The organism is Geothrix sp. 21YS21S-4 (assembly GCF_030845995.1).
GTDB lineage: Bacteria > Acidobacteriota > Holophagae > Holophagales > Holophagaceae > Geothrix.
The window spans coordinates 2,789,335-2,812,740 of sequence record NZ_CP132719.1; the positions used below are offsets into that span (position 1 = coordinate 2,789,335).

Below are 23,406 nucleotides of genomic sequence, written 5' to 3' on the forward strand. Positions count from 1 at the left end.
GGCCGGGCCCGGCCGAAATAGAAGCTACGCCGGAAAATGGGGATTCGCGGGAGAATCGAACCTCCGCTCCGGGAGCCGCCATGTCCACCGCCCAGCCCTTGATTCTCGGCCACCGCGGCCTGTCGTCGCAGCACCTGGAGAACAGCCTGGAGGCCTTCCGGGCCGCCCTGGCGGCGGGCATGGACGGGTTCGAGCTGGACGTCCAGCCCACCCGCGACGGGGTGTGCGCCGTCCTCCACGACGGGGACCTGTGCCGCACGGCCCAGGGGTCGGGCTTCCTCCGCCAGATGACCGCCGCCGAACTGCCCCTTCTGCGGAACGGCGAGCCCGTGCCCCGCCTCGCGGACGTGGTGGACCTGCCGGCGAAGCTCATCAACGTGGAACTGAAGGGCGAACCCGGCTGGCAGCAGGCCCTGGCCGCCGTGGAGGCCGCCGACGCCCTGGACCGGGTGCTGTTCAGCAGCTTCGAACACAGCGAGGTGCTCCAGCTGTGGGCCGCCTGCCCCGCCGCCCGCTGCGGCTTCCTGTGGGAGACGGACGAGGCCCTGGATCTGACCGCGGAGGAACTGGCCGACCTGCCGGAAGCCCTGTGGCTCCATCCCCCCCTCCAGGCCGTGAAAGCCGCGCCGGCCCTGTGGGAGCCCTACGCCACACGCCTCGCGCTGTGGGGCATGAAGACCCCCGCGGAAGCGGCGGACCTCCCCTTCGCTCCGGCGGTGCTGATCGCGGACGGAATCTAGCGGAGCTTCTTCCGCAGGCCCCCCAGCCCCCACGCGGCGGCGGCCCACAGCGCGGAAGCGCCCATCGCCGCGGCGCCCAGGGGAAGGGCCATCAGCCGCAGGGCCGCGGGTGCCCACACGCCCAGCAGGTCGCCGCCCCGGTAGACGAAGGTGTCGATGAACGGCTTCGACTTGTAGCGCTCCTCGGGGCCCAGCGGAATGTAGAGGATCTCGCGGGCGGGGCGGTCCACGGCGTAATGCAGGCCGCGGCGCAGCACCTGGAACAGGGCCATCACGCCGAAGACGGGCCACGCCCACAGGGCGCCGAAGCCAGCGAGGGTGAGGACCGGCAGGATGGACAGGATCACCGGGATGCCCAGCGCGGTGATCAGGCGGCCCGTGAGGAAGATCTGCGTCACCAGGGTCAGGGCGTTCACCCAGAAGTCGATCCGGGCGAAAGCCGCGGTCCGCGCGGCGGTGCCCGCGAACGTGCGCTCCACGATGGCGCCCTGCTCCAGGTAGAGGAAGGTGCTGGTGATGGTGAACAGCAGCATGTAGGCGCAGATGAGCTGGAGGTAGCGCGACGTGGCGATCAGGCGCAGCCCCTCCAGCAGGCCCGGACCGGGCTCCCGCTCGCCGTGGGCGGAGTCCCCCAGGCGGAAGATTCCCGCCAGGCGGTTCACGCACTGCACCGCCAGCTCCAGCGAGACGGCCGACAGCAGCAGCAGGGACAGGGGATCCACCTTCAGCCGGAACGCGCCGAACGCCATCCCCTTGGTCAGCGCCCCGGTGAGGGCCGCACCCGCCAGCGCGCCCAGCGTCCCGCCCGTGGCGATGAACCCGAACAGCCGCCGGCCCTGGATCTCGGACCACACGTCCGACATCAGCCCCCAGAACACGGACACCACGAACAGGTTGAGCACGCTGAGCCAGATGTAGAACGCGTAGCCCAGCGCGGCGCCGCCGTGGCCCGGAAGCAGGCGGAAGGCCAGGAAGAAGCCCAGCATGTGCAGGGCGAAGAAGCGGTAGACGCGCGGGATGAAGCGGCGCCGCGGCAGCCGCGACACCAGCGCCGCGAAGGCCGGGTTCGCCAGGGCCATGGCGAGCAACGTGCCCGTCATCAGCCACGGCAGCTTGTCCGCGCCGCGGGCGATGCCCATGGCCTCGCGCACGGGCCGCAGCAGGTAGAGCCCGAACAGCAGGAGAAAGAAGTACAGGGCCGACCACAGCAGCGCCGGAGCCTCGCCTTCCTCCACGAGAACGAGACGGCCGAGCAGGCGGCGAAGCAGGCGGATGGGCGTCATGGGGCGTCCCGAAAGATGTTGCGTGTGCGAACGGAAGGAGTATATATCGATTCACGAGGTATCAACCCCCATCCATCCGCCGGAGGTTCTCATGACCGTCTCCCGCCGCGAGTTCATCCAGTGGTCCGCCGGGGCCGCCGCCCTGGCCGCCACCGGCCTCGACCTGTCTGCCGCGCCCGCCAAGGCCGCCGGCAAGCCCAAGCGGATCCTCATCCTCGGCGGCACGGGCTTCCTCGGCCCCGCCACCATCGAGATCGCCCAGGCCCGGGGCCACCAGGTGGCGATGTTCAACCGCGGAAAGACGCGCCCCGACCTGTTCCCCGGCGTGGAGAAGCTGCACGGCGACCGCGATCCCAAGAAGGACGAGGGGCTGAAGGCGTTGGAGACGGGCACCTGGGACGCGGTCATCGACAACAGCGGCTATTACCCGCGCCTGGTCGGGGCCTCCGCCGCCCTGCTGGCGCCCCGGATCAAGCAGTACCTCTACATCTCCAGCATCAGCGCCTACAAGGAGCCCAGCCCCGAGGGCGGAACCGAGGACGCGCCGCTCGCCACCATGGCCGATCCCACGGTGGAGACCATGGGCAAGACCTACGAGAACTACGGGGCCCTGAAGGCCCTGTGCGAGCAGGCCGCGCAGAAGGCCATGCCGGGCCGCGCCACCATCATCCGCCCCGGGTTCATCGTCGGCCCCGACGATCCCACGGGCCGCTTCACCTACTGGCCCGTGCGCTTCGACAAGGGCGGCGAGATCGCCGTGCCCGGCGCCCCGGCGGATCCGCTCCAGATCATCGACGTGCGCGACCTCGCCGCGTGGCTCGTGCACCTCGTCGAGCAGGGCACCATGGGCGTGTTCAATGCCTGCGGGCCCGAGAAGCGCCTGGCCTGGGGCACGGTGGTGGACGCCTGCGGGAAAGCGGGCGCCGCCAACGCCAAGCCCGTCTGGATCCCCGCCGACTTCCTCGCGAAGCGGGAGGACGTCGAGTTCCCCATCTGGGCGCCCTACCTGGGCGAGACCAAGGGCTTCCACACCTGGCGCAACGACCGCGCCGTGAAGGCCGGCCTCCGCTTCCGCCCCGCGGCGGAGACCGTGAAGGACACCCTCGCCTGGTTCAAGACCCAGGAGAAGGCCGAGAAGGGCCGCACCAAGCTCGCCGGCCCCTCGCCGGAAGCCGAAGCCAAACTCATCGCCGCCTGGCGCGAGGCGTCGAAGCCCAAGGGCTGAGAAAGAGCAAAGATCACCACCAAGACACGAAGGCACCAAGAACGGCGCGGGAATCGTCCCCTGCTTTTCTTGGTGCCCTTGGTGTCTTGGTGGTGAAGAATTTTTTTCAGTTCCGTTTCTCGAACCGCCGCCGCAGGTTCAGGTAGCGGACCTTCACGTCGGGCAGGAGGGCGCGGTCGGCGCTACGGCCGACGTAGACGCCGAACATGGGCTGGCCTTCGCGGGTGTAGAACTGCACGCTGTGGCTCTCCTTCCCGAAGTGGGGCTTGGAGACGAACCAGATCGCGCCCAGGCGCTCGATCAGCAGGTGTCCGCCCAGGGGGTTGCCGGGCTCGTGGAGGTTGAACATCCCGTGGCCCTTCTGCCCGCGCGGGAGGGGGCCCGCCACTTCCACCACCGCGCCGGGCGTCACCGCCAGGAAGGTGGCCTTCTGCCAGCCGCGGAGATCCTCCCAGATCTCCTCGAAGGCCTCGACGGGCGCGGGCGTGGCCATCCCCGCGGGAAGGAGCGGGAGCACGTCCCCTTCGGGAAGGCCCAGCTGGGCGGCGAGGGCAGAGAGCATCACGCCTGGCTGCTGGTCGAGCGTGGCCTGGATCTGTTCGGTGAGCGCGGCGGCTTCGAGGGTGGTCATGGGACCTCGGGAAGAAGAAGGGTGAAGGAGGGCGCCCAGATCCGCCCGGCACGTGCACACGCGCTCGAGCAGCTCCAGGTCGTGGCTGATGAGGAGGACGCACGCGCCCTCGCGGGCGGCGGCCTCCAGGTGGTCGGCGATCATGCCCATGTCCCCGCCGTCGAGCCCGCTGGTGGGCTCGTCGAGGATGAGCAGCTCCGGCCGGCGCAGCAGGGACATGGCGAGGACCAGGCGCTGCTTCTCCCCCCCGGACAGGGACTGGGGATGGCGATGAGCGAGGGCGGCCAATCGAAAGTCGGTCAGGAGGCCCTCCACCCGATCGCGGCACGCCTCATCCGCAGGATCCGCGCAGGCCAGGAGTTCCTCCCGCACGGTGCGCATGTGGAGCTGGTGGTCGGTGTTCTGGAGAACGAGGCCCACGCGCCCGGTCAGGTTCCGGACCTCAGCTCCGCCGATCCGCAGCGTGCCGCGCTTCAGGGGCAACAGCCCGCCCAGGAGCCGCGCGAGGGTGGTCTTCCCCGCCCCGTTGGGCCCGACAAGGCCCACCACCTGGCCCTTGGGCAGATCCAGGGACAGGCCGTCGAACAGCGGCGGGTGGCCGGGATAGCCGAAGGCGAGGTCCCGCAGCTCCAGCCAGGCCGGAAGGACCGAGGCGTCCGGCAGGCGGTTCCGGAGGTCCTCCACCCGGGCCTTGCGCAGCCCGCGGCCGGCGCGGAGGGCCTCCTCGTCCAGGCACTCGAAGGGAACGTCCAGAATCAGGCGCCCGTCCGCCATCACCAGGACGCGGTCCACCAGGTCCCGCAGCCAATAGAGGCGGTGGTCCACAATGAACAGGGTGAGGCCCGCGGCCTTGAGGTCCGCCAGGAGCCCGGCCAGGTCGCGCGTGGCCTCGGGATCGAGGTTGGCGCTGGGCTCGTCCAGGAGCAGGACGGCGGGCTCCAGGGACAGCAGGCCTGCGAGCGCCACCCGCTGCTTCTGCCCCTCGGACAGTTCGTGGACGCTGCGCTCCAGCAGGTGCTGGATGCCCAGGCGCCGGGCGGCCTCCACGATGCGGCGGCGCACCAGGCCCGGTTCCGCGCCCCGCCACTCGTGGGCGAAGGCCAGTTCGTCGGCCACGTTGAGCGCGAGGAACTGGTGCTCGGGGTCCTGGAACAGGGTGCCCACCTGGCGGGCCAGATCGCCCACGGAAATGGTCTGCGTATCGCGCCCGACGGCCGCCACGCGGCCCTCCAGCCGTCCCCGGTAGTGGTGGGGCGCCAGGCCGTTCAGCAGGCGGATCAGGGTGGACTTCCCGCAGCCCGACGGCCCGGTGCAAAGTACCGCCTCCCCCGGGCGGATCCCAAAATCGAGCTCCTTCAGGGCGGGGCCGGCGGCGAAGGGATAGGCGTAGCCCACGCCTTCGACGTGGAGGATGGGGGCCGCGGCCAGGGTCGCTGCGTCACGCATGGTCAGTGCCTCACGACGGGCTGGTGGGGCGTGCGCGCATTCACCACGAAGGTGGCGGCCAGCAGGCCCAGGGAGAGGCCGAGGGCGGCGACGTCCAGCCGCCGGAAGCGCCCCTGGCGGTAGGGCGACAGGACGCTGCGCGCGTGGACGCCCTTCAGCTCCGCGGCGACGCCCAACTCGTCCGCCGTCCGCAGCGCCCGGAAGAGCATCGGGACGAAGAACACGCGCACGCTCCGCCACGGCCGCCGGAGGAGCGCGGCGGGGTTCAGCGGCAGGCCGCGGATCCGGGCCGCTTCCGCCACCTGGCGGAGGTCCTCCACCAGCGAGGGGATGAACCGCACCATGATCGCGGCGGGGATGTAGATCCAGTACGGCAGCCGCAGCGACTTGAGGGCCGTGAGTATGCCCTGGATCCGCGAGGTCAGCGCCAGGGCCAGCAGGGCGTGGAGCAGGATCAGGATCCGCAGGAAGGGGACGCCGAGGCTGGCCCCGTCGCTCCGGCCCAGCTGCGGACTCACCTTGCGCAGGAGCATCGTGAAGCCCAGCGCCAGCAGCCACACAGCAAGCACCCCCGCGTGGGCCACGAGGATGATCCGCCAGCGGCGCGTCAGCGCCAGGTAGGTGCCGGTGGCCGCCGCCAGCAGCCCGAGCGCGGCGGGGCTGCCGAGGGCGATGACGGCCACGGAGCAGGCGAGGCTGAGCAGCATCTTGGTCCGCACGTCCAGGCGGTGCAGGGGCGTGAGCGGCCCGTCGCTAGACGTGAACGATGCCCGCATGGCGCAGCTCCTTCAGAAAGCCCAGCCCCGCCACCAGCCCCAGGAGGGAGCCGAGGTAGCCGATGGCGATGATCGCGGCGCTCATCACCAGGACCTGCGGCTGCTCCCTCACCACGGCCCAGGACACGGCCAGGGAGAGCGATTTCGACACCAGGTCGTAGAGCGCGACGCCGAGCAGGATGACCCAGGTGGAGCCCAGGCGGCGGAGGGCCAGCATCGCCAGTTCCGCCACCGCGCCCGCGACGAGGGAGGCGGGAATCAGCATCAGGCCGGCGCCCAGCAGCATCACGGACAGGAGCGCGCTGACCACCAGGAACACCATCAGGGCGCCCGGCTTGCGGACCTTGCACAGCAGGATGAACAGGAGGCTGGTGAACACGAGGTTCTTGAGGATCAGGGTGAGGGGGTTCATCCCTCCGCCCAGGAGGGCCACCACCAGGCTCGACACCTTGACCACGGCGGCGAAGGTGCCGATCACCACGAGTTCGCGGACTTCCCAGTAGGCGGGCTTGGGCTGAGCGAGAGTTTCCACGGCGGCCTCAGAACGTGGAGCGGAGGCTGACGGACACGCTGCGCCCCGCCATCAGCACGGTCTCGAAGGCCGTGCGGTAGCTGCGGTCCAGCAGGTTCTGGAGGTTGACGGCCACCTGGTGCTGGCCGTGGGCGCCGAAGTGGAGGCCCGTGGACAGGTTCAGGATGGTCCACCCGGGCACCGCCTCCACCGTGCCGTTGGAGGACGCCAGGTCCGCCCGGTCGGCGAAGCGCAGGAAGGCGTCGGCGTGGAATCCCAAGCCCGTCCGCGCCGCGGATTCGTAGCGGAGGCCCGCCTGGCCCAGGAACGACGGCGAGCCCGTCTTCCAGGTGGTGAAGCCCGTGGATTCGAACCGGCGGCGAAGCCACGTGAAGCTGGTGTAGGGGCTCAGGTGGGGCGTGGCCTGGAGCGTGGCGGCCGCTTCCAGCCCCTGGCTGGTGGCCCGGTCCACGTTCCGGAACTGGAGCGCATTGGGATAGGTGGGCGTGGGCGACAGCAGGGTGGTGATGTAGTCGCGGTTCTCGCTGCGGAACAGCGCCACGTCCACGGCGGCGCGGTCCGTGTTGGTGCGCCAGCCCAGCTCCACGCTGCGGGAGGTCTCGGGCTTCAGGTCCGGGTTCCCGAAGGTGGGGCTGGAGCTGCCGTGGACCGTGCCCATGTAGAGCTGCTGGAGGGTGGCGAAGCGGTAGCCCTGGGAGACGTTCAGCCGCAGGGTGGACGGCGCCGCCACCTTCCACGCCACGCCCAGGGAGCCCACCAGGTTCTGGTCCCGGTTCGAGGCCACCTTGAGGGTGGGATCCGTCGTCTTCTCCAGCTCGGTCTTCACCCAGGTCTGGCGGAGGCCGCCGGTGAAGGTGAGGCCGTTCACGGGCTGCCACTCGTCCTGGACGAACAGGGCGGTGACGGTGGCTTCCGCCTCGTCGCGGTACTTCGACAGCGAGAACGCCGGCATCATCGGGAGCATCCGAGAGCGGCGGGTCTCGTCGGCCCCCAGCCGGTCGCGGCTCCCCTCGAAGCCCGCGATCAGGTAGTGGCCGCCGGGCAGCGCCCAGTCCGACTGGAGGTGGAGGCCGTCGGAATCCAGGTCGTTCTGGGTGCGGTTGCGGGTCTGGACGGTCATGCCGGGCCCGGCCTGGATGTCCATGTCCATGAAGAAGTCCTTGTAGGTCGTCTGGTGGTAGACGTCCGCCGACAGCTTCGCGAGGGCGCCCGCGGCAGGGCGCCAGATCGTCCCCAGGGACGTCTTCTTCCGGGACCATTCGGGCAGGTCCTGGTGGAAGTAGGGAATCGCGGCGGAGATCACGCCGTCCGGCGTGAACACCCGCAGGTCGCTGATGTGGGTCTCGGCGCTGGCGAAGAGGGTCAGCCGCTCCCAGGCCTGTTCCACGTAGAGGCGCCCGCCCTTCTCCTGGAAGGAGGTGTCCGCGGCCACGCCGTCGGGCGTGCGGCGGTCGCCCTGGTTGGAGCGGTAGCCGGACACGTTGTAGCTGAAGCCCTGGATGCGGCCCGAGGCCATCAGGTGGCCCTTCCAGCCGTCGGTGGCGCTGTCGTAGGTGGTCCCGGCCTCCAGCTCCAGGGGCACCTGGGCGCCCTTGCGGGTGATGATGTTCACCACCCCGGCGATGGCCTCGGATCCGTACAGCACCGAAGCGGGCCCCTTGATCACCTCGATCCGCTCCACGATGGAGGGATCCACCAGGAACACGGCGCCGGACATGGACTTCTGCTCGGAGACCCGCTGCCCGTCGATCAGCAGCAGGACCCGGGCGGCGGATTCGCCGCGGAGGCCGATGCGCTTCTGGCCGGGAACGGCGCCGTCCTCCACCTGCACGCCCGGGATGTCGCGCAGCAGGTCGGCGATGGACGTGGTCCCCTTCCGGAGGATCTCCTCCCTCTCGACGACGCCCACGGAATGGGGAACTTCCTGAAGGCTGCGCTCCACCTTGGTGGCGGTGACGCGGACTTCCTTGAGCTGGACCTCGTCCGGGGCGTCGGCGAAAGCCGCGGAGGCGGAGCCGAGGGCGGCGAGGAAAAGGGCGATGCGGTTCATGAGGCGAACTCCTTGGGAGGAACGGAAACGGGAGAGGGGACGAGCGCCCGGCAGGCGTCCACCAGCCCCTGGGCGAGGTTCACTTGCCAGAACTCGCCCGCGCGGGTGAGGCGGGCCCAGCCGTCGCGGAGCTCCAGCAGGCCGCAGCGGGTCCACTGGTCGAGGAGGGGCTGGACGCGGGCGGCCACGGGCTCGCCCGCCCAGGCGTCCAGGCGGGCGACCTCCAGGCGGCCCAGGTCGCACCCGTCCGCGATGCGCGCCGCCAGGACGCGGAGGGGCGAGGGCCGGGTCATCATGGCCACCGGGGAGCGGCCCGCCTCCACCCGCTCCAGGTAGCGGCCGAATTCGCGGGTGTGCATGATCCCGTGGCCGTGGAGGTTGCCGCCCGCGCCGCAGCCGTAGGGCAGAATCGTCGCGCCGCCCTTCACGAGGCGGTTGTAGAGGCTCCGCTCGCGGGACGTGGCGCGCCAGTGGCAGACGGAGAGCCGGCTCCAGGCCATGGCCTCCATGGCGTCCACCCCGGCGCTGAACATCTCGGCCTGCTCGGGTAGCGAGGCCGCGGGCTCGCAGCGGCCCTCGGCGATCATCCGGGCCAGGGTGGTGTGGGGCAGGACGTTCAGCTGGTAGAGGTCCACGCCGTCCAGGGGCAGGCGCTCCAGGGTCCGCACGTCCTCCACCCAGGAGGCCACGGTCTGGCCGGGGAACCCGTAGACGAGGTCGATCACCACCGACGCCTGATCCGGCGCCGCCAGCCGGGCGAGGGTCTCCAGAACGGTTTCGCGGTCGTCCAGGCGGCCCACCAGTCGGCGGCCGCGGGTGTCGAAGCTCTGGACGCCGATGGAGAAACGGTTCGCGCCGCCCTCCAACGCCGCCCCGAGGAGGGCTTCGTTCATCCCGTGAACGCGGCCCTCCAGGGTGATCTCGCAGTCGTTGGCCAGGGGCAGCTCCGCGCGGATGGCCCGCAGCAGGCGGAGAAGGTCCGGCGGTTCCAGGTCGGTGGGCGTCCCGCCGCCCAGGTAGACGGCGTGGACGGGACCGGACGCCACGGCGGGCGTTCCGGCCGTGGCCCGCAGCTCCCGGATGAGGGCGTCCGTGTAGAGGGCGCTGTCCCCGCCCTGGGTGAACCGGGAGAAGAAGCCGCAGTAGGTGCAGCGAGTCGAGCAGAAGGGGATGTGGAAATAGGCCGCGGTGGGGCCGGTGCGGGGCGTCTGGAGGAGTTCCGCCAGGTGGGCCTCCGCGGCGTCTGGCGCCACGGGTCCGGCCCCCAGTCCGGCGTGGATACCGGTCTTCCGGTCGAAGGCGAACCGGAGCGGATCGGCGCCCTCCCGGGCGAAGAAGGCGGAGGGCCCGTCCGCGGGAGCGGGCGAAGGCCGCCCAGGAGGCATGAGGGCCCCTTGGCTGGTCATGGTGGACATTCCTCGGTGCGAAGGTCTCCCGGCCGGGGCGGGAAGCCGCGTCCGGAAAAGCGCCTCAAAATTAAGATCGCGTCTCAGTATCTATTATTCAAACCCGCCCCGCTGCTCCGGGCCGGAGGAATGCTGCTCCAAACGGGAGGGGAGGCAGCCGAAGCGCTCCCGGAAGGCCCGCGCGAAGTGCCCGCAGTTCTCCCAACCCACGGCCCAGGCGACTTCGCTGACCTGCATCCCGGCGTTCAGCAGGACCTGGGCCCGCCGGAGGCGCTGCTCCTTCACGAAGCCGTGGACCGTGAAGCCGTAGGTGCGCTTGAACAGGGCCTTCAGCTTGCACTCGTTCAGCCCGCTCTGGCCGGCGAGCTGGGGAATGGTGGGCGGATCCGTCATCCGCTCCAGAAGGATGCGCCGCGCCTGGGCGACTCGGGCCGCATCGTCCCCGCCCGGTGCGGGATCCTGCTGGTACTGGAAGACGTGGGCCAGCAGGTCGAGGCTCCGCCCGAACAGCGCCACCCGCCGGAGTTCCGGATCCAGCCGGCAGGCCTGGAGCAGGTCCAGCACCGGAAAGATGGGCGCGGCGCAGGCCACGGTCCGGCTGCGGTGGGAGAACAGCGGGCAGAAGCCGGGAAGTCCCGCCGGCACCTGGAACCACACCAGCTCGCCCTCCGCCGGCAGCCCCAGGGTGAAGGCCTGGTCCTGGCCGCACCAGAACCAGAGCTGCGAGTGGATGGGCCGGGGCGGCTCGCCCGGCAGCGCCACGGAGAAGCGGCCCTCCCAGGGCACCAGGAGCAGGCCGGGATTGGGATTGGCGAGGGCCAGCCCGGAAGGGCCGACTTCCTTCAGCCGCGCCCGGCCCAGCCGCAGGTCCAGGAGGAGCGTCTCCACGGACGCCTCCCGTCCCCGCAGCAGGGGAGCCAGGGCTCCCGCGGAGGACGACCGCTCCGGGGAACGGGCCTCAAGGAGCGCCGGCACCGGTCACCGGCCCGCGAACGAACGGCCGGCGGCCAGAGGGTGAGGGCGGAGGATTTCTAGATACTGAGACACAGTCTCGATAGTACGCATCCCTAAAACGGATGCAAGACTCCAAAACCTCCGCCGCCGGGCGGGGCCCTTCTCAGTTCCGGATGTAGTAGACCAGCTGCTCGATGGTGAAGGTCTGCTCGGAGATGGTCTCCTTCACCAGGTCCCCGATGGACAGGATGCCCAGCACCTCCTGGTTCGGCCCCAGGACGGGGAGGTGCCGGATGTGCTTGTCCGTCATCAGGGCCATGCACTCCTCCACCGTCTGGGCGGGGGTGACGCAGCTCACCTGGTCGCTCATGATCTCCCGCACGGGCGTGTCCTTGGAGGTCTTGCCCTTGAGGATCACCTTCCGGGCGTAGTCCCGCTCGGAGAAGATACCCACCAGCTTGTTCCCGTCCAGGACCACCAGGGCCCCGATGTCGTGATCCGCCAGCTGGGAGAGGGCGGTGAAGACCGAATCGTCGGGCCCCACGGACACCAGGGGGCGCTTGCCATCCAGGATCTGTTTCAGGGGCCTCATGGGCGTCTCCTCGCGAACGGTATCGATGGGGGGTCTGGCCCTGACCATACGGCCAGGGCGGCGGGGGCGGAAGGGGGAATGCGCGAAGGGAGTGTGGGGAACCGTGACGGATGCCGCAAGCTCTTCTCCCGGATCGGATTTTCTTGATGTAATGGTCGTCTTTCCGGGGGCCCGCCCAGGCCTCGACCGCTCCCGGGCTCTGCCGAGGATGTGCCGATGTCCCTGCCCCGCAAGATGAAAGCCCACGCCCGGAAGCACGCGGAAGCCACGGAGCCCCACCCCGAGGCTGCCCGGAAGCAGGCCGCCCAGGGCAAGCTGCTGGCCCGGGAGCGGATCACGGCCATCCTCGATGCCGGTTCCTTCCACGAATACGATCTGTTCGTGGAGCACAAGTGCTCCGACTTCGGGATGGAGAAGAAGCAGCTCCCCGGCGACGGCGTCATCACCGGAACGGGCACGATCCTGGGCCACCCGGTGGCCATCTACGCCCAGGATTTCACCGTGGCGGGCGGCTCCCTGGGCCTAGCCCACGCCCGGAAGATCACCAAGATCATGGATCACGCGGTGAAGCTGGGCATCCCGCTCATCGGGATCAACGATTCCGGCGGGGCGCGGATCCAGGAGGGGGTCAACTCCCTGGCCGGCTACGGCGAGATCTTCTACCGCAACACCCTGGCCTCGGGCGTCATCCCCCAGATCTCCATCATCCTGGGCCCCTGCGCGGGCGGCGCCGTGTATTCCCCCGCCCTGACGGACTTCGTGTTCGTGGTGGACCGGATCTCCAAGATGTTCATCACCGGCCCCGAGGTCATCAAGACCGTGCTCGGCGAGGAGATCTCCATGGAGGACCTGGGCGGCGCCCGGGTGCAGTCCGAGATCTCGGGCAACGCCCACTTCTTCGCCGAGAGCGAGGCCGAGTGCTTCGAGCAGGTGAAGCGGCTGGTGACCTACATCCCCTGGAACAACCGCAAGAAGGCCGACGCCTTCGGCCCGGTGCCCCCCGCGGACGGGTCGGAGCTGGAGCGGATCATCCCCGCGGAATCCAACCGCCCCTACGACGTGCGCGACGTGCTGCGGGCCGTGTGCGACGGGTCGGACTTCATGGAGGTCCAGGCCCTGTGGGCGGCCAACATCGTGGTGGGCTTCGCCCGCATGGGCGGGCGCACGGTGGGCATGGTGGCGAACCAGCCCATGGTCCTGGCCGGGGTCCTGGACGTGGACAGCTCGGACAAGGCCGCCCGGTTCATCCGCTTCTGCGACGCCTTCAACATCCCCCTCGTGACCTTCGTGGACCTGCCGGGCTACCTTCCGGGCATCGACCAGGAGCATGCCGGCGTCATCCGCCACGGCGCGAAGCTGCTCTACGCCTATAGCGAGGCCACCGTCCCCAAGCTCACGGTGATCCTCCGCAAGGCCTACGGCGGCGGCTACATCGCCATGTGCTCGCGCCACCTGGGCGCCGACTTCGTGTTCGCCTGGCCCTGCGCGGAGATCGCCGTGATGGGCCCCGAGGGCGCCGCCAACATCATCTTCAAGGGCGAGATCGCCGCCGCGGCGGATCCGGAGGCGTTCCGCAAAGAGAAGGTCCACGAGTACACCGAGAAGTTCGCCAGCCCCTACGTGGCCGCCGCCAACGGGCACGTGGACGCCGTCATCGCCCCGCACCAGACCCGCGACTTCCTTCTCCACGCCCTGGAGATCTCCGAGCAGAAGGCCGAGCAGCGGCCCGCCCGGAAGCACGGCGTCCCGCCCTTCTGAGCCGAGGCCCCATGACCGCACGCCACACCCTGGAACTCGACGGCACCCTGTACGAGACCACCCTCACCCGGAAGTTCGCCCTCCGGAAGCCCTACGTGCCCAAGGATCCGAAATACCTGGGCGCGGTGATCCCGGGCCTCGTCCTGGATCTGCTCGTCGCCCCGGGGGATCCGGTCCGGCGCGGGCAGAGCCTTCTCGTCCTCGAAGCCATGAAGATGCGGAACTCCATCACCGCGTCCCATGACGGCACCATCGCCGCCGTCCACGTGGCCGCGGGCGACACCGTGGCGAAGGGCCAGGCGCTGCTCACCTTCGAATAGGGGCCTGACACTCTGTCAATTCCCGGGGCGGCCGCGCCGTTTGGAGGCCGCGGGACGCGGACCCGGCGCTACGCTGGCCCTGCATTCGCATCGGAGGGCACCATGGCCGTCAATTTGAAGGGGCGCAGCTTTCTCACCCTGATGGACTTCACGCCGGAGGAGGTGCGCTACCTCCTGGACCTGTCGCGCGACCTGAAGGCCAAGAAGCGGATGGGCATCTCCGGCGGGCTGCTCAAGGGCAAGAGCATCGTGCTGCTGTTCGAGAAGACCAGCACCCGCACCCGCTGCGCCTTCGAGGTCGGGGCCATGGAAGAGGGCGCCAACGTCACCTTCCTGGATTCCGCCAGCTCCCAGGTGGGGAAGAAGGAATCCATTGAGGACAGCGCCAAGGTCCTGGGCCGCTTCTACGACGGCATCGAGTACCGGGGATTCAAGCAGGAGGTGGTGGAGGCCCTGGCCCAGCACAGCGGCGTGCCCGTGTGGAACGGGCTCACGGACGTGGACCACCCCACGCAAATCCTGGCGGACTTCCTCACGATCGAAGAGCACGTCGCCAAGCCCCTGAACAAGGTGAAGCTGGTCTTCTGCGGCGACATCCGCAACAACATGAGCTACGCCCTGATGTACGGCGCCGCCAAGACGGGCATGCACGTGGTGGCCCTCGGGCCCAAGGCCCTGGCGCCGGATCCCAAAGTGCTGGAAGCCGCCCGGGAGGCCGCAAAGCTCACCGGCGCCGTCATTGAAGTCACGGACGACGTGGACGCCGCGGTGAAGGACGCCGACGTGCTCTACACGGACGTGTGGGCCAGCATGGGCGAGGAGGACCAGATCCCCGAGCGCGTGAGGCTGCTCACGCCCTTCAAGGTCACGATGGAGATGATCCGGAGGACCGGCAATCCCGACGTGAAGTTCCTCCACTGCCTGCCCGCCTTCCACGACTTCGAGACCAAGCTCGCCAAGGAGCAGAAGGCCCTGGGCCACGACATCCGCGAAGTCACCGACGAGGTCTTCCGCAGCCGCCACAGCGTCGTCTTCGACGAGGCCGAGAACCGCATGCACACCATCAAGGCCGTCATGGTGGCCACCATCGGATAGGGAGGCCGTCTTTCCCTGCGGACGCGGCCCTTCGGGGCCGTTTTCGTCGGGGGGTGCTATGGTGGGGGCCACCCCATCCCAGGAGCCCCCATGCGCGCAGCCAGGCTGTTCCTCATCCCGATGCTCCCGGTCCTGTCCCTGGCCGCCCAGGACTCCGCGCTCAACGGCGCGTGGACCCAGACGAAGGCCGACGACATCCCCGCCGCCATCAACACCACCGTGGCGGACATGAGCTTCATCACGCGGCCCATCGCCCGCGCGCGCCTGACCAAGCTGAACCCCGCCTACAGGAAGCTGGCCCTCGCCGTGTCCGCCGGCGGCGTGGACGTGAAGTTCGACGACCGGGCGCCCATCCACATGCTCCCCGGCGGGGCGGCTTCGCCCTGGACCCGCGAGGACGGCGACACGTTCATGGTGTCCGCCCAGGTCTCCGGGGACCAGCTCATCCAGACCTTCAAGAACAACGAAGGCGAGCGCACCAACGTCTTCAAGCTGGGCCCCGACGGCAAGTCCCTCACCCTCACCGCCACCATCAAGAGCGCCAAGCTGCCCAAGCCGCTGACCTACGCCATCCAGTTCGGCCGCTGAGCCTTCAGCGCCCATGAAGCGCGTCGCGCGGCTCGCCGTTTTCCCTGCGCTGGCGGCCCTCTTCGCCTGCCGGCCGGCGCCCTCCCCTTCGCCCGTTCCCCAACCCGCGCCCGCCTCGCCCGACGCGCGCACCGTCCTGGCCTTCCTCGACGCCTACGGCCGCCGGGATCTGGACGGGATGATGGCCCAATTGGATGAGGACGCCGTCTTCCGCGGATCCGGCGCCCCCTTGGCCAAGCCGCAGATCCGGGCGTTCTTCCAGGACACCTTCCGGAAGCACCCCGACCTCCGCGTGGAAGTGGGCTCCGTGACGGTGGTGCGGGGCGCCGTCCACGCCCGCGTGACCGTCCAGACCGATACCCTATGGGCCCGCACCTGGATCTTCGAGATGAAGGACCACCGCATCCGCGCCTACTCCCTGGCTGCGGGCAAGCGCTGAAGCCGCCGGTACGCGAAAGGCGGGGAGGGCGATCCTCCCCGCCAGTGAACCCGTAGGCGCTAGTGCGCCCCTGCCTTGGACAGCAGCTGCGCGCCGTGGGCGTAGCAGGTCTTGTGGGTGATGTGGTGTTCGAACTCGTGGCGGAACTTCTGGAGCGCGGAATCCATGGGGCCGCAGGCGGCGTCGCCCAGGGGGCACAGCGTCCGCAGTCCGATCCGCGGGGTCAGAGTGGCGAGGAGGTCCAGGTCCTCCATGCGGCCCTCGCCGTGCTCGATGCGGTGCAGGATCATGCTCATCCAGTTGCAGCCCTCGCGGCAGGGCGTGCACTGGCCGCAGCTCTCGTGGGCGTAGAAGCGGATGAGGCGTAGCGTGGCCTGCACCATGCAGATGTCCTCGTCCATCACGATGAGCCCACCGGAGCCGGCCATGGAGCCCCGCGCCTTGACCGTGTCGAAGTCGAGGGGGCAGTCGAAGTCCTTCTCGTCGAACATGGGCGCGCTGGCGCCGCCGGGGATGATCGCCTTGATCTTCTTGCCGGTGCTGGAACCGCCCGCCAGCTCGTTCACGACGAAGTCCATGGGCGTGCCCAGGGGCAGCTCGAACAGGCCGGGGCGCTTGACGTGCCCGCTGACGCCGTAGATCCGCGTGCCCGTGTTCTTGGGCGTGCCCAGCTTGGCGTACTCCGCGCCGCCCATCCGGAGGATCGGCGGGACGGCCGCGAGGGTCTCCACGTTGTTCACGGTGGTGGGCTGGCCGAAGGCGCCCTTGGCGGCCGGGAACGGCGGCTTGACGCGGGGCTCGCCGCGGCGGCCCTCCAGGGAGTTCAGCAGCGCCGTCTCCTCCCCGCAGATGTAGGCGCCCGCGCCGCGGTAGACGAGGATGTCGTAGTCCCAGCCCGTGCCGAGGATGTTCTTGCCGAGGTAGCCGGCATCGCGGGCCTGCTGGAGGGCGGCCTCCAGCTTCTCGATCAGCCACAGGAACTCGCCGCGGATGTAGACGAAGCCCATGGCGCACTGCATGGCCCAGCCGCCGATGATCATCCCCTCGATCAGCTGGTGGGGGTTGTACTCGAGGATGGCGCGGTCCTTGAAGGTGCCGGGCTCGCCTTCGTCCCCGTTGCAGACCAGGTAGCGGGTGAATTTCCGGTCGGCCGTGTCCTTGGGCATGAAGGACCACTTCAACCCGCAGGGGAAGCCCGCGCCGCCGCGGCCCCGGATGCCGGAGGCCTTGACCTCCTCGACCACCGCAGTGGGCTCCAGCTTCAGGGCGGCCTTCATCGCGGCGTAGCCCTCGTGCTTCTGCTCGTAGACCTTGAGGTGCCAGTTGTCCAGGTCGCCGGCGCCGCGGAGCATCAGATTCGGGTACTTGTCCGATCCGAAGCCGGGGAAGGTGTAGATCTGGGGATCGGGCTTGGTGCGGATGGCGGCCATCGATTCCCCCTACTGCGCCCAGGGGCGGTACTCGCCCCGCTTGCAGGCTTCCATGACTTCGACGAGCTTCGCCTCGTCCACGAACTCGTCGTAGACGTCGTGGTTCACCTGGACGCAGGGACCGCTGCCGCAGCCCGCCAGGCACTCCGCTTCCTCTACGCTCCACATCCCGTCGGGACTCGGGCCGTGACCCGGCTGGACGCCGGCCTTCTCGCAGACCTTCTCCAGGAGCTGGGCCGCGCCGCGGAGGGCGCAGCTGATGTTGGTGCAGACCTGGAAGTGGAAGCGCCCCACGGGCGCCTTCTGATACATCGTGTAGAAGGTGGCGACGCCGAACACGTGGCTCTCGGGGATGCCGATGGCCCGCGCGACGGCCTTCATCGCGGCGAGGCTGACGAACCCGAATTCCCGCTGGGCGATGTGCAGGGCGGGCAGCGTGGCCGCCAGCTTGTCGGGAAACTTGGCCGCGATGGCCTGGATCTCGGCGACGGCCTCCGGGCTGAATTCCTTGCGCTCGGATTCGGGCAACCGCTGGCCGGGGGCCAGGGGCTCGTTCGACATGTCGGGAGGCAGAGGGTGATTCATGGGCACGCTCGCAGGTGGGGCCAGTTTAGCCCAAAGGGAATGGGGGGCACCCGGCCAAAGCGGGTGCCCCCCATCACGAAACGCGGGATGCGGTTTACTTCTGCGCGGCGCCGGCCTTGCCCGCCTCGACGTTCAGGCTCACGGAAACCGTCTCGCCGATGACGCCGGGATAGGTCTTGATGCCGTATTCGTTCCGGTTGAGGGTGAGGGCGCCGTCCACGAAGCCCGCCACCACGGAGCCCGGCTGCATCCCAGGCTGGGTGCCGGCGTTGCTGATGGGGAAGGTGATCCGCTTGGTCACGCCGTGCAGCGTGAAGTCCCCGGTGACCTCCAGCTTGCCCTTGCTCACTTCCTTCACGGCGGTGCTCTTGAACGTGATGATGGGGAACTTCTCCACGTCGAAGAAATCGGGGGACTTCAGGTGCTTGTCCCGGGCCTCGTTGTCGGTGGTGATGCTGGCGGCGTCGATGGACACCTCCACGCTGGACTTGGCGAGGTCGGCGGTGTCCACCTTGATCGTTCCCTGGAACTTGGTGAAGCGGCCGCTGGTCTTGGCCAGAAGGTGACCGACCTTGAAGCTCACTTCGCTGTGCACCGGATCGATCTTGTAGACGTCCTCGGCGGCGAAGGCCGGCAGGGCGGCCAGCGAGAGGAGCGCGAGAAGGGCGCGGAAGGGGTGGCGCATGGAACCTCCAGGGAATAGGTGTTTCACCATGCAACCAAGCCTAGGCCGTTTTTAACAAGTTGCAACACCTTTTTTGGAGAAATCGTGTCACCCTTTTGAAGCGGGAGCGAATCGCAATGCACCTCCGGGAAGAACTCCAGATCACCAAGCCCCTCGAGCCCGGCCACGAGGTGGCCCTGGCGCTGCTGCTCACCCGGGAGTACGTGGCGCGGCTGTTCGACCAGGCCCTCTACGAGCGGGAGGACATCTCGGACCAGCAGTTCAACCTGCTCCGCATCCTCAAGGGCGGCCCCCGGGACGGCTATCTGGTGAAGGACCTCCGCTCGCGGATGATCTACCGCTTCGCCGACGTTCCCCGGCTGGTGAACCGCCTGGAGGCCCGGGGCCTGGTGAAGCGCTGCGAGAACCCCGCCGACCGCCGCGGGAGCCGCGTCCAGATCACGCCCAAGGGGCTCGCCCTGGAGGCGCGGATGCACACCCAGCACCACGCCCTCTGCCAGCGGGTGGACGAGTGCCTGGAACCCGGCGAGCGGGACCTGCTCCTGTCCCTCCTGGAGCGCCTGCGGAACGACTTCCGGACGCAGGTGGAGGCCCTGGAGAAATAGCCTCCTACTGCAGAAGGCGAAGGATCGACGGGCTGGCCGGACTGAAGGCCTGGACGCCGGCGTGGTGCAGCACCTGGAGGCGGGCCAGGGCCACCGCCTCGCGGGCCGTCACCTTGGTGCGGATTCCCCCCGCGGCGAGGGTGTTTTGCGCCCGGACCCCCAACACGTTCGAGGCCTGGATGAGCTGCCGCCGAATGTCCGTCAGCTCGCTTCTCAGCGCGGCCACGCGGGCGAGCGCCTCCTGGAAGCGGGCGGGCTCCTCCTGCGGAGTCCCCGGGGTTCCCAGCAGCGTCTGCGCGTCCACCCGGCCCAAGGCGAAACGAAGGGGTGCCGCCCGGTCCAGAGCCACCTCCAGCGTGGCGCCGAACACGGGCGTGCCGTTGAAAGTCGTGCCCCCATCCAGCTCATCCAGCGTCCGCAGGAGAATCTGGTGCTCGGCCCGGCGGAGGCGGGTAGAGCCGTCCTCCGGAACCGCGGCGTCGGCCAGGAGCGCCGCCAGCTCCGCGCCCCGGGTCAGCAGATCGCGCACTTCGAGGGCCGCATCGTCCGCCGCGCGCAGGAACAGCAGGCCGTCGCCCGCATTGCGCCGTCCCTGCTCGACCCGCCGCAGCCACCCCTCCAGCCCGGTCGCCGTGCCCCCCTCGGTGGCCCGCTCCGCCTCCAGGACCTCCAGGATCCCGTCCAGACCTTCGTCCGCGCCCCCCGCCTCGCGGCTAGCGCCCAGAATGGCCACCGAATTGAGGAAGGACCTGACCATGACGCTCCCTGGAGGCAATTCTGGCACCGACCGCCGCCGGAACACGAATTCCGCAGGAGCTGCCGGGTGCCTTTCGGGAGGAGCTCAGCGGAGCCGCACGACTGGCTCGGCCCCCTCACGGCCCTGCACATTGCGCATGATGGGCCTCCCTCCCGCTATCGCACGCGGTGCGGGCTCCCGTTCGGCTCCGGCCGTAGGCTTCGCGCGCTCGCTGTGCTGGGCGCTTCAGCGATCCAGCTCGCCCGCAATGATGCTGACTCGGCCCTTCCTGGGCCTCGCCCCTGCGGGGCCATGCGCTTCGCGCACGGTCGGCCTCCGCTGCTGCTCCGGCCTCATCGCGCCCACCACGGTGCCGGGCTCCCGCCCGGGCCGCCGTCCTCGGCGCGTCAACGGTCCAGCTCGCCCGCGATGATATTCATCGCGCCGAGGACGGCGACGGCGTCGGCGATGAGGGTGCCTTTCACCTGCTCCTCGAAGCTGCTGAAGATGGGGAGGCAGGGGGGACGGACGCGGATGCGGTAGGGGTTCTTGCCGCCGTCGCTGACCAGGTAGAAGCCCAGCTCGCCGTTGGCGGCTTCGGTGGCGCTGTAGACCTCGCCGACGGGCATCTCGATCCCGTGCATGATCAGCTTGAAGTGGTGGATGAGGCTTTCCATCCGCGTGTAGACCTTCTCCTTGGGGGGAAGGGCCACCTTGTAGTCATCCACGATGATGGGGCCGGGCTCCAGGCGGTCGAGCACCTGGCGGATGATCCGCAGGCTCTGGCGCATCTCCTCGATCCGCACCAGGTAGCGGTCGAACACGTCGCCGGTGGTGCCCACGGGGATGTCGAAGTCGTAGGTCTCGTAGCCGAGGTAGGGCTGGGCCTTGCGGAGGTCGTGGGGCACGCCCGCGGCGCGCAGGCAGGGGCCCGTGTAGCCCCAGCTCACCGCGTCCTCGGGGCTGATGGCGCCGATGCCCTTGGTGCGGTTGTACCAGATGGGGTTGTGGGTGAGGAGGCGCTCGCACTCGTCGATGGCCGCTTCGCACTCCACCAGGAAGCGCTCGCACAGGGGGGCGAAACCCTCGGGGATGTCGCGGAAGAGGCCGCCGATGCGGGTGAAGCTGGTGTGCAGGCGCTGGCCCGCGGCCATCTCGAACAGGTCGTAGGCGGTCTCGCGCTGGCGGAAGAGGTAGAGGAAGGCGGTGAAGGCGCCGATGTCCACGGCGTTCACGCCCACGCACACGATGTGGTCGGCCACGCGGGCGATCTCGGACATCAGCACGCGGATCTGCTGGGCGCGGACGGGGATCTGGATCCCCATCAGCTTCTCCACGGCGCCCGCGTAGCCCACGTTGTTCATGATCGAACTGCAGTAGTTCAGGCGGTCCGTGAGGGGGATGAATTGCTGGTAGCTGAGGCTCTCGCCCAGCTTCTCCACGCCGCGGTGGAGGTAGCCCATCTCCGGCGTGGCCTTGACGATGGTCTCGCCCTCCAGCTCGAGGACGATGCGCAGGGTCCCGTGGGTCGTGGGATGGGAGGGGCCCAGGTTGACGATCATGCGGTCGCCGTCCGCCTGCTGCCGGGAAAGGGCGATGGAATCCATGGTCATGTCAGCCCCGCTGCCCGTTGTTGTAGGGAGCCGTGCAGCCCTCCATGCAGAAGGCATCCCCGCCATCGAGGGGGAAGTCCTTGCGGAGGGGGTGGCCCGGGAAGTCGTCCCAGGTGAGGAGGCGCTTGAGGTTGGGATGACCCTCGAAGGCGATCCCGAACAGGTCGAAGACCTCGCGCTCGAACCAGTCGGCGGTCTTGAAGCGGGCGGTGAGAGTCGGAATCGCCTCGCCCTCGGCGAGGGGCACCTTCACCCGCAGGCGCTCCTGGCTGGCCAGGTTCAGCCAGTGGTAGACGACGTCGAACCGGGGCTGGCGCTCCGGCCAGTCCACCGCCGTGATATCCACCAGCATCTGGAACCCTTCGCGGTGGAGCAGCTCCACCAGGGAAAGCAGGCGGTCCTTGGCCACGACCACGGTCTGGTCGCCCCGGAAGGCGTGGCGGTCGGCCACCGCTCCCGGGAGCTGCGCGTCGATGTGCTCGATGATCATGGTCCGCCCCGCCTAGAAGATCGCGCCCGCGCCGCGCTCCGCGGCGCCCATCAGCATCTCGCGGATGGCCTGCTGGCCCGTCAGCCCCTCCTTCTCCTGGAGGGCCTCCTGCCGCGCGAGGCTCTCGTAGAAGCGGGCGATGTGGTCCTTGCGCATGGAGAGCGATTCCTTCTCGATCTTCTCCTGCAGCTTCATCACGCCGTAGATCATGCTCTCGGGCCGGGGCGGGCAGCCGGGGACGTAGACGTCCACGGGGATGATCCGGTCGGCGCCCTGGAGGGTGGCGTAGGTGCGGTACATCCCGCCCGATGACGCGCACACGCCCACGCTGATCACCCACTTGGGCTCGGCCATCTGGGCGTAGATGGTGCGCAGGACCGGCGCCATCTTGTTGGTGATGGTGCCCAGGATCAGCATCATGTCGCTCTGGCGCGGGCTGAAGCGCATGGCCTCGGCGCCGAAACGGCTGAGGTCGTAGCGGGACGACATCATGCTCATGAACTCGATGGCGCAGCAGGCCACGCCGAAGGGCATGGGCCACAGGCTGTTCTTGCGGCCCCAGTTGACCACCGCGTCCAGGCGCGTGGTCAGGACCGCGTCGTTGATGTTCAGTTCCGCCATCTCAGCGCTCCCACTCGAAGGCGCCCTTGCCCCAGGCGTAGACGAAACCCACCAGCAGGGTGGCCATGAAGCTCAGCATGGCGCCGAAGGTCCACAGAGCGTGCTTGAAGTTCACGGCCCAGGGCAGCAGGAACGCGGCTTCCACGTCGAACAGGATGAACAGCATCGCGGTCAGGTAGAACTTCACGGAGTACTTGTGGCGGGCGCCGTCCTGCTGCGCGGGAACGCCGCACTCGTAGGGCCGCAGCTTCGCCTCCTGCGGATTGTTGGGCTTCAGCAGCGGAAGCACCTTGCCCGACAGCACGAGAATCGCGATGGCCGTCACGGCGGCGATCGCAAGAAGGATCAGGACCGGGAGGAAGGGCGATGCGGGATGGGCCATGGCGCTCTCGGGCGGAGGGTTCCGCGAGCGTCCAGCTTAGCGCCCTTTGCGAAGCGGCGACCCCGGTCAAGATCACAAGCCCCCGGCCTTCCGGCTAGAATCTCCAGCCGGCGCCCGCGTCGGCTAGGATCGAGGGTGACCTCCACCCTTTCGCCGGGAACGCCATGACCGACCTCAAGCTGCGCGCCAAAGAGATGATCATCGAGCGCCTCAAGCTGGAGGGGATGACGCCCGATCAGATCGACGACCAGGCTCCCCTCTTCGGCGACGGCCTCGGCCTGGACTCCATCGACGCCCTGGAGCTGGTCCTGGGCATCGAGCAGAGCTTCGGCGTGAAGATCGAGGACGAGGCCGCGGGCCTGAAGGCGTTCCGCTCCGTCCAGGCCCTGACCGACTTCATCGCCGAGCACGCCAAGGCCTGAGG

General features: G+C 69.3%; 25 protein-coding genes. 9 read left to right on the top strand and 16 right to left on the bottom strand.

Annotation, left to right across the window (positions count from 1 at the left end):
- Nucleotides 1–80: 80 nt before the first annotated feature.
- Nucleotides 81–740 (top strand): glycerophosphodiester phosphodiesterase, encoded by a 660-nt coding sequence (locus RAH39_RS12715; protein ID WP_306590497.1) that lies wholly within the window; start codon nt 81–83, stop codon nt 738–740.
- Here the strand turns inward: RAH39_RS12715 and RAH39_RS12720 are convergent.
- Nucleotides 737–2,023, bottom strand: a complete 1,287-nt coding sequence (locus RAH39_RS12720) for an NTP/NDP exchange transporter (RefSeq protein WP_306590498.1) — start codon at nt 2,021–2,023, stop codon at nt 737–739. The two genes, RAH39_RS12715 and RAH39_RS12720, sit on opposite strands and share 4 nt — an antisense overlap.
- A gap of 91 nt (nt 2,024–2,114) precedes the next feature.
- On the opposite strand from RAH39_RS12720, the gene RAH39_RS12725 reads away from it, so the two are divergent.
- Nucleotides 2,115–3,248 carry an NAD-dependent epimerase/dehydratase family protein gene (locus RAH39_RS12725; protein WP_306590499.1) on the top strand — a complete coding sequence of 378 codons (1,134 nt, stop codon included), beginning with the start codon at nt 2,115–2,117 and terminating at the stop codon, nt 3,246–3,248.
- 106 nt (nt 3,249–3,354) lie between these two features.
- Here RAH39_RS12725 and hutX read toward each other — a convergent pair whose 3' ends face one another.
- The 7 genes from hutX to RAH39_RS12760 form a co-directional block, all read right to left on the bottom strand.
- A complete protein-coding gene (gene hutX, locus RAH39_RS12730; protein ID WP_306590500.1) occupies nt 3,355–5,325 on the bottom strand; it encodes a heme utilization cystosolic carrier protein HutX in 1,971 nt (656 codons plus the stop codon).
- Nucleotides 5,326–5,327: 2 nt separating this feature from the next.
- Nucleotides 5,328–6,101 (bottom strand): energy-coupling factor transporter transmembrane component T family protein, encoded by a 774-nt coding sequence (locus tag RAH39_RS12735; protein WP_306590501.1) that lies wholly within the window; start codon nt 6,099–6,101, stop codon nt 5,328–5,330.
- On the bottom strand, nt 6,079–6,633 hold the full coding sequence (locus RAH39_RS12740; protein ID WP_306590502.1) for an MptD family putative ECF transporter S component: 555 nt from the start codon (nt 6,631–6,633) through the stop codon (nt 6,079–6,081). The genes RAH39_RS12735 and RAH39_RS12740 overlap by 23 nt, the downstream gene beginning before the upstream one ends.
- 7 nt (nt 6,634–6,640) lie before the next feature.
- Nucleotides 6,641–8,683, bottom strand: coding sequence for a TonB-dependent receptor (locus tag RAH39_RS12745; protein ID WP_306590503.1), 2,043 nt, complete (start codon nt 8,681–8,683; stop codon nt 6,641–6,643).
- Nucleotides 8,680–10,098, bottom strand: coding sequence for a heme anaerobic degradation radical SAM methyltransferase ChuW/HutW (gene hutW, locus RAH39_RS12750; RefSeq protein ID WP_306590504.1), 1,419 nt, complete (start codon nt 10,096–10,098; stop codon nt 8,680–8,682). Before hutW ends, RAH39_RS12745 begins: the two co-directional genes overlap by 4 nt.
- A gap of 84 nt (nt 10,099–10,182) precedes the next feature.
- A complete protein-coding gene (locus RAH39_RS12755) occupies nt 10,183–11,064 on the bottom strand; it encodes a helix-turn-helix domain-containing protein (protein WP_306590505.1) in 882 nt (293 codons plus the stop codon).
- A 142-nt stretch (nt 11,065–11,206) separates the two neighbouring features.
- On the bottom strand, nt 11,207–11,635 hold the full coding sequence (locus RAH39_RS12760) for a CBS domain-containing protein (protein WP_306590506.1): 429 nt from the start codon (nt 11,633–11,635) through the stop codon (nt 11,207–11,209).
- Nucleotides 11,636–11,869: 234 nt separating this feature from the next.
- On the opposite strand from RAH39_RS12760, the gene RAH39_RS12765 reads away from it, so the two are divergent.
- The 5 genes from RAH39_RS12765 (at nt 11,870) to RAH39_RS12785 (ending at nt 15,835) form a co-directional block, all read left to right on the top strand.
- Nucleotides 11,870–13,393 carry an acyl-CoA carboxylase subunit beta gene (locus RAH39_RS12765; protein ID WP_373467366.1) on the top strand — a complete coding sequence of 508 codons (1,524 nt, stop codon included), beginning with the start codon at nt 11,870–11,872 and terminating at the stop codon, nt 13,391–13,393.
- An 11-nt stretch (nt 13,394–13,404) separates the two neighbouring features.
- Nucleotides 13,405–13,713, top strand: a complete 309-nt coding sequence (locus RAH39_RS12770) for an acyl-CoA carboxylase biotin carboxyl carrier protein subunit (RefSeq protein WP_306590508.1) — start codon at nt 13,405–13,407, stop codon at nt 13,711–13,713.
- A 102-nt stretch (nt 13,714–13,815) separates the two neighbouring features.
- A complete protein-coding gene (gene argF / locus RAH39_RS12775) occupies nt 13,816–14,808 on the top strand; it encodes an ornithine carbamoyltransferase (RefSeq protein WP_306590509.1) in 993 nt (330 codons plus the stop codon).
- A gap of 90 nt (nt 14,809–14,898) precedes the next feature.
- Nucleotides 14,899–15,396, top strand: a complete 498-nt coding sequence (locus tag RAH39_RS12780) for a hypothetical protein (protein ID WP_306590510.1) — start codon at nt 14,899–14,901, stop codon at nt 15,394–15,396.
- A gap of 13 nt (nt 15,397–15,409) precedes the next feature.
- Nucleotides 15,410–15,835, top strand: coding sequence for a nuclear transport factor 2 family protein (locus tag RAH39_RS12785; RefSeq protein ID WP_306590511.1), 426 nt, complete (start codon nt 15,410–15,412; stop codon nt 15,833–15,835).
- 59 nt (nt 15,836–15,894) lie between these two features.
- Here RAH39_RS12785 and nuoF read toward each other — a convergent pair whose 3' ends face one another.
- From nuoF to RAH39_RS12800, 3 genes are all read right to left on the bottom strand, one after another.
- On the bottom strand, nt 15,895–17,265 hold the full coding sequence (gene nuoF / locus RAH39_RS12790) for an NADH-quinone oxidoreductase subunit NuoF (protein WP_306590512.1): 1,371 nt from the start codon (nt 17,263–17,265) through the stop codon (nt 15,895–15,897).
- Nucleotides 17,266–17,274: 9 nt separating this feature from the next.
- Nucleotides 17,275–17,850, bottom strand: a complete 576-nt coding sequence (locus RAH39_RS12795; RefSeq protein ID WP_306590513.1) for an NADH-quinone oxidoreductase subunit NuoE family protein — start codon at nt 17,848–17,850, stop codon at nt 17,275–17,277.
- A 94-nt stretch (nt 17,851–17,944) separates the two neighbouring features.
- The gene (locus RAH39_RS12800) at nt 17,945–18,535 is read right to left on the bottom strand and encodes a YceI family protein (RefSeq protein ID WP_306590514.1); all 591 of its coding nucleotides are present in this window, start codon (nt 18,533–18,535) and stop codon (nt 17,945–17,947) included.
- 116 nt (nt 18,536–18,651) lie between these two features.
- Here RAH39_RS12800 and RAH39_RS12805 point away from each other — a divergent pair, with 116 nt between their 5' ends.
- Nucleotides 18,652–19,140, top strand: coding sequence for a MarR family winged helix-turn-helix transcriptional regulator (locus tag RAH39_RS12805; RefSeq protein WP_306590515.1), 489 nt, complete (start codon nt 18,652–18,654; stop codon nt 19,138–19,140).
- Between the two features lie 4 nt (nt 19,141–19,144).
- On the opposite strand, the gene RAH39_RS12810 is transcribed toward RAH39_RS12805, so the two are convergent.
- The 5 genes from RAH39_RS12810 to RAH39_RS12830 form a co-directional block, all read right to left on the bottom strand.
- Nucleotides 19,145–19,897, bottom strand: a complete 753-nt coding sequence (locus RAH39_RS12810) for a flagellin family protein (RefSeq protein ID WP_306590516.1) — start codon at nt 19,895–19,897, stop codon at nt 19,145–19,147.
- A 386-nt stretch (nt 19,898–20,283) separates the two neighbouring features.
- On the bottom strand, nt 20,284–21,483 hold the full coding sequence (nuoD, locus tag RAH39_RS12815) for an NADH dehydrogenase (quinone) subunit D (RefSeq protein WP_373467367.1): 1,200 nt from the start codon (nt 21,481–21,483) through the stop codon (nt 20,284–20,286).
- 7 nt (nt 21,484–21,490) lie between these two features.
- Nucleotides 21,491–21,979, bottom strand: a complete 489-nt coding sequence (locus tag RAH39_RS12820; RefSeq protein WP_306590518.1) for an NADH-quinone oxidoreductase subunit C — start codon at nt 21,977–21,979, stop codon at nt 21,491–21,493.
- A 12-nt stretch (nt 21,980–21,991) separates the two neighbouring features.
- Nucleotides 21,992–22,600: an NADH-quinone oxidoreductase subunit B gene (locus RAH39_RS12825; RefSeq protein WP_373467330.1), complete on the bottom strand. Its 609-nt coding sequence runs from the start codon at nt 22,598–22,600 to the stop codon at nt 21,992–21,994.
- Between the two features lies 1 nt (nt 22,601).
- Nucleotides 22,602–22,982 carry an NADH-quinone oxidoreductase subunit A gene (locus RAH39_RS12830; RefSeq protein ID WP_306590519.1) on the bottom strand — a complete coding sequence of 127 codons (381 nt, stop codon included), beginning with the start codon at nt 22,980–22,982 and terminating at the stop codon, nt 22,602–22,604.
- Nucleotides 22,983–23,146: 164 nt separating this feature from the next.
- Between RAH39_RS12830 and RAH39_RS12835 the strand changes: the two genes are divergently transcribed.
- Nucleotides 23,147–23,404, top strand: coding sequence for an ApeE family acyl carrier protein (locus RAH39_RS12835; protein ID WP_306590520.1), 258 nt, complete (start codon nt 23,147–23,149; stop codon nt 23,402–23,404).
- The last annotated feature ends 2 nt before the right edge of the window (nt 23,405–23,406 follow it).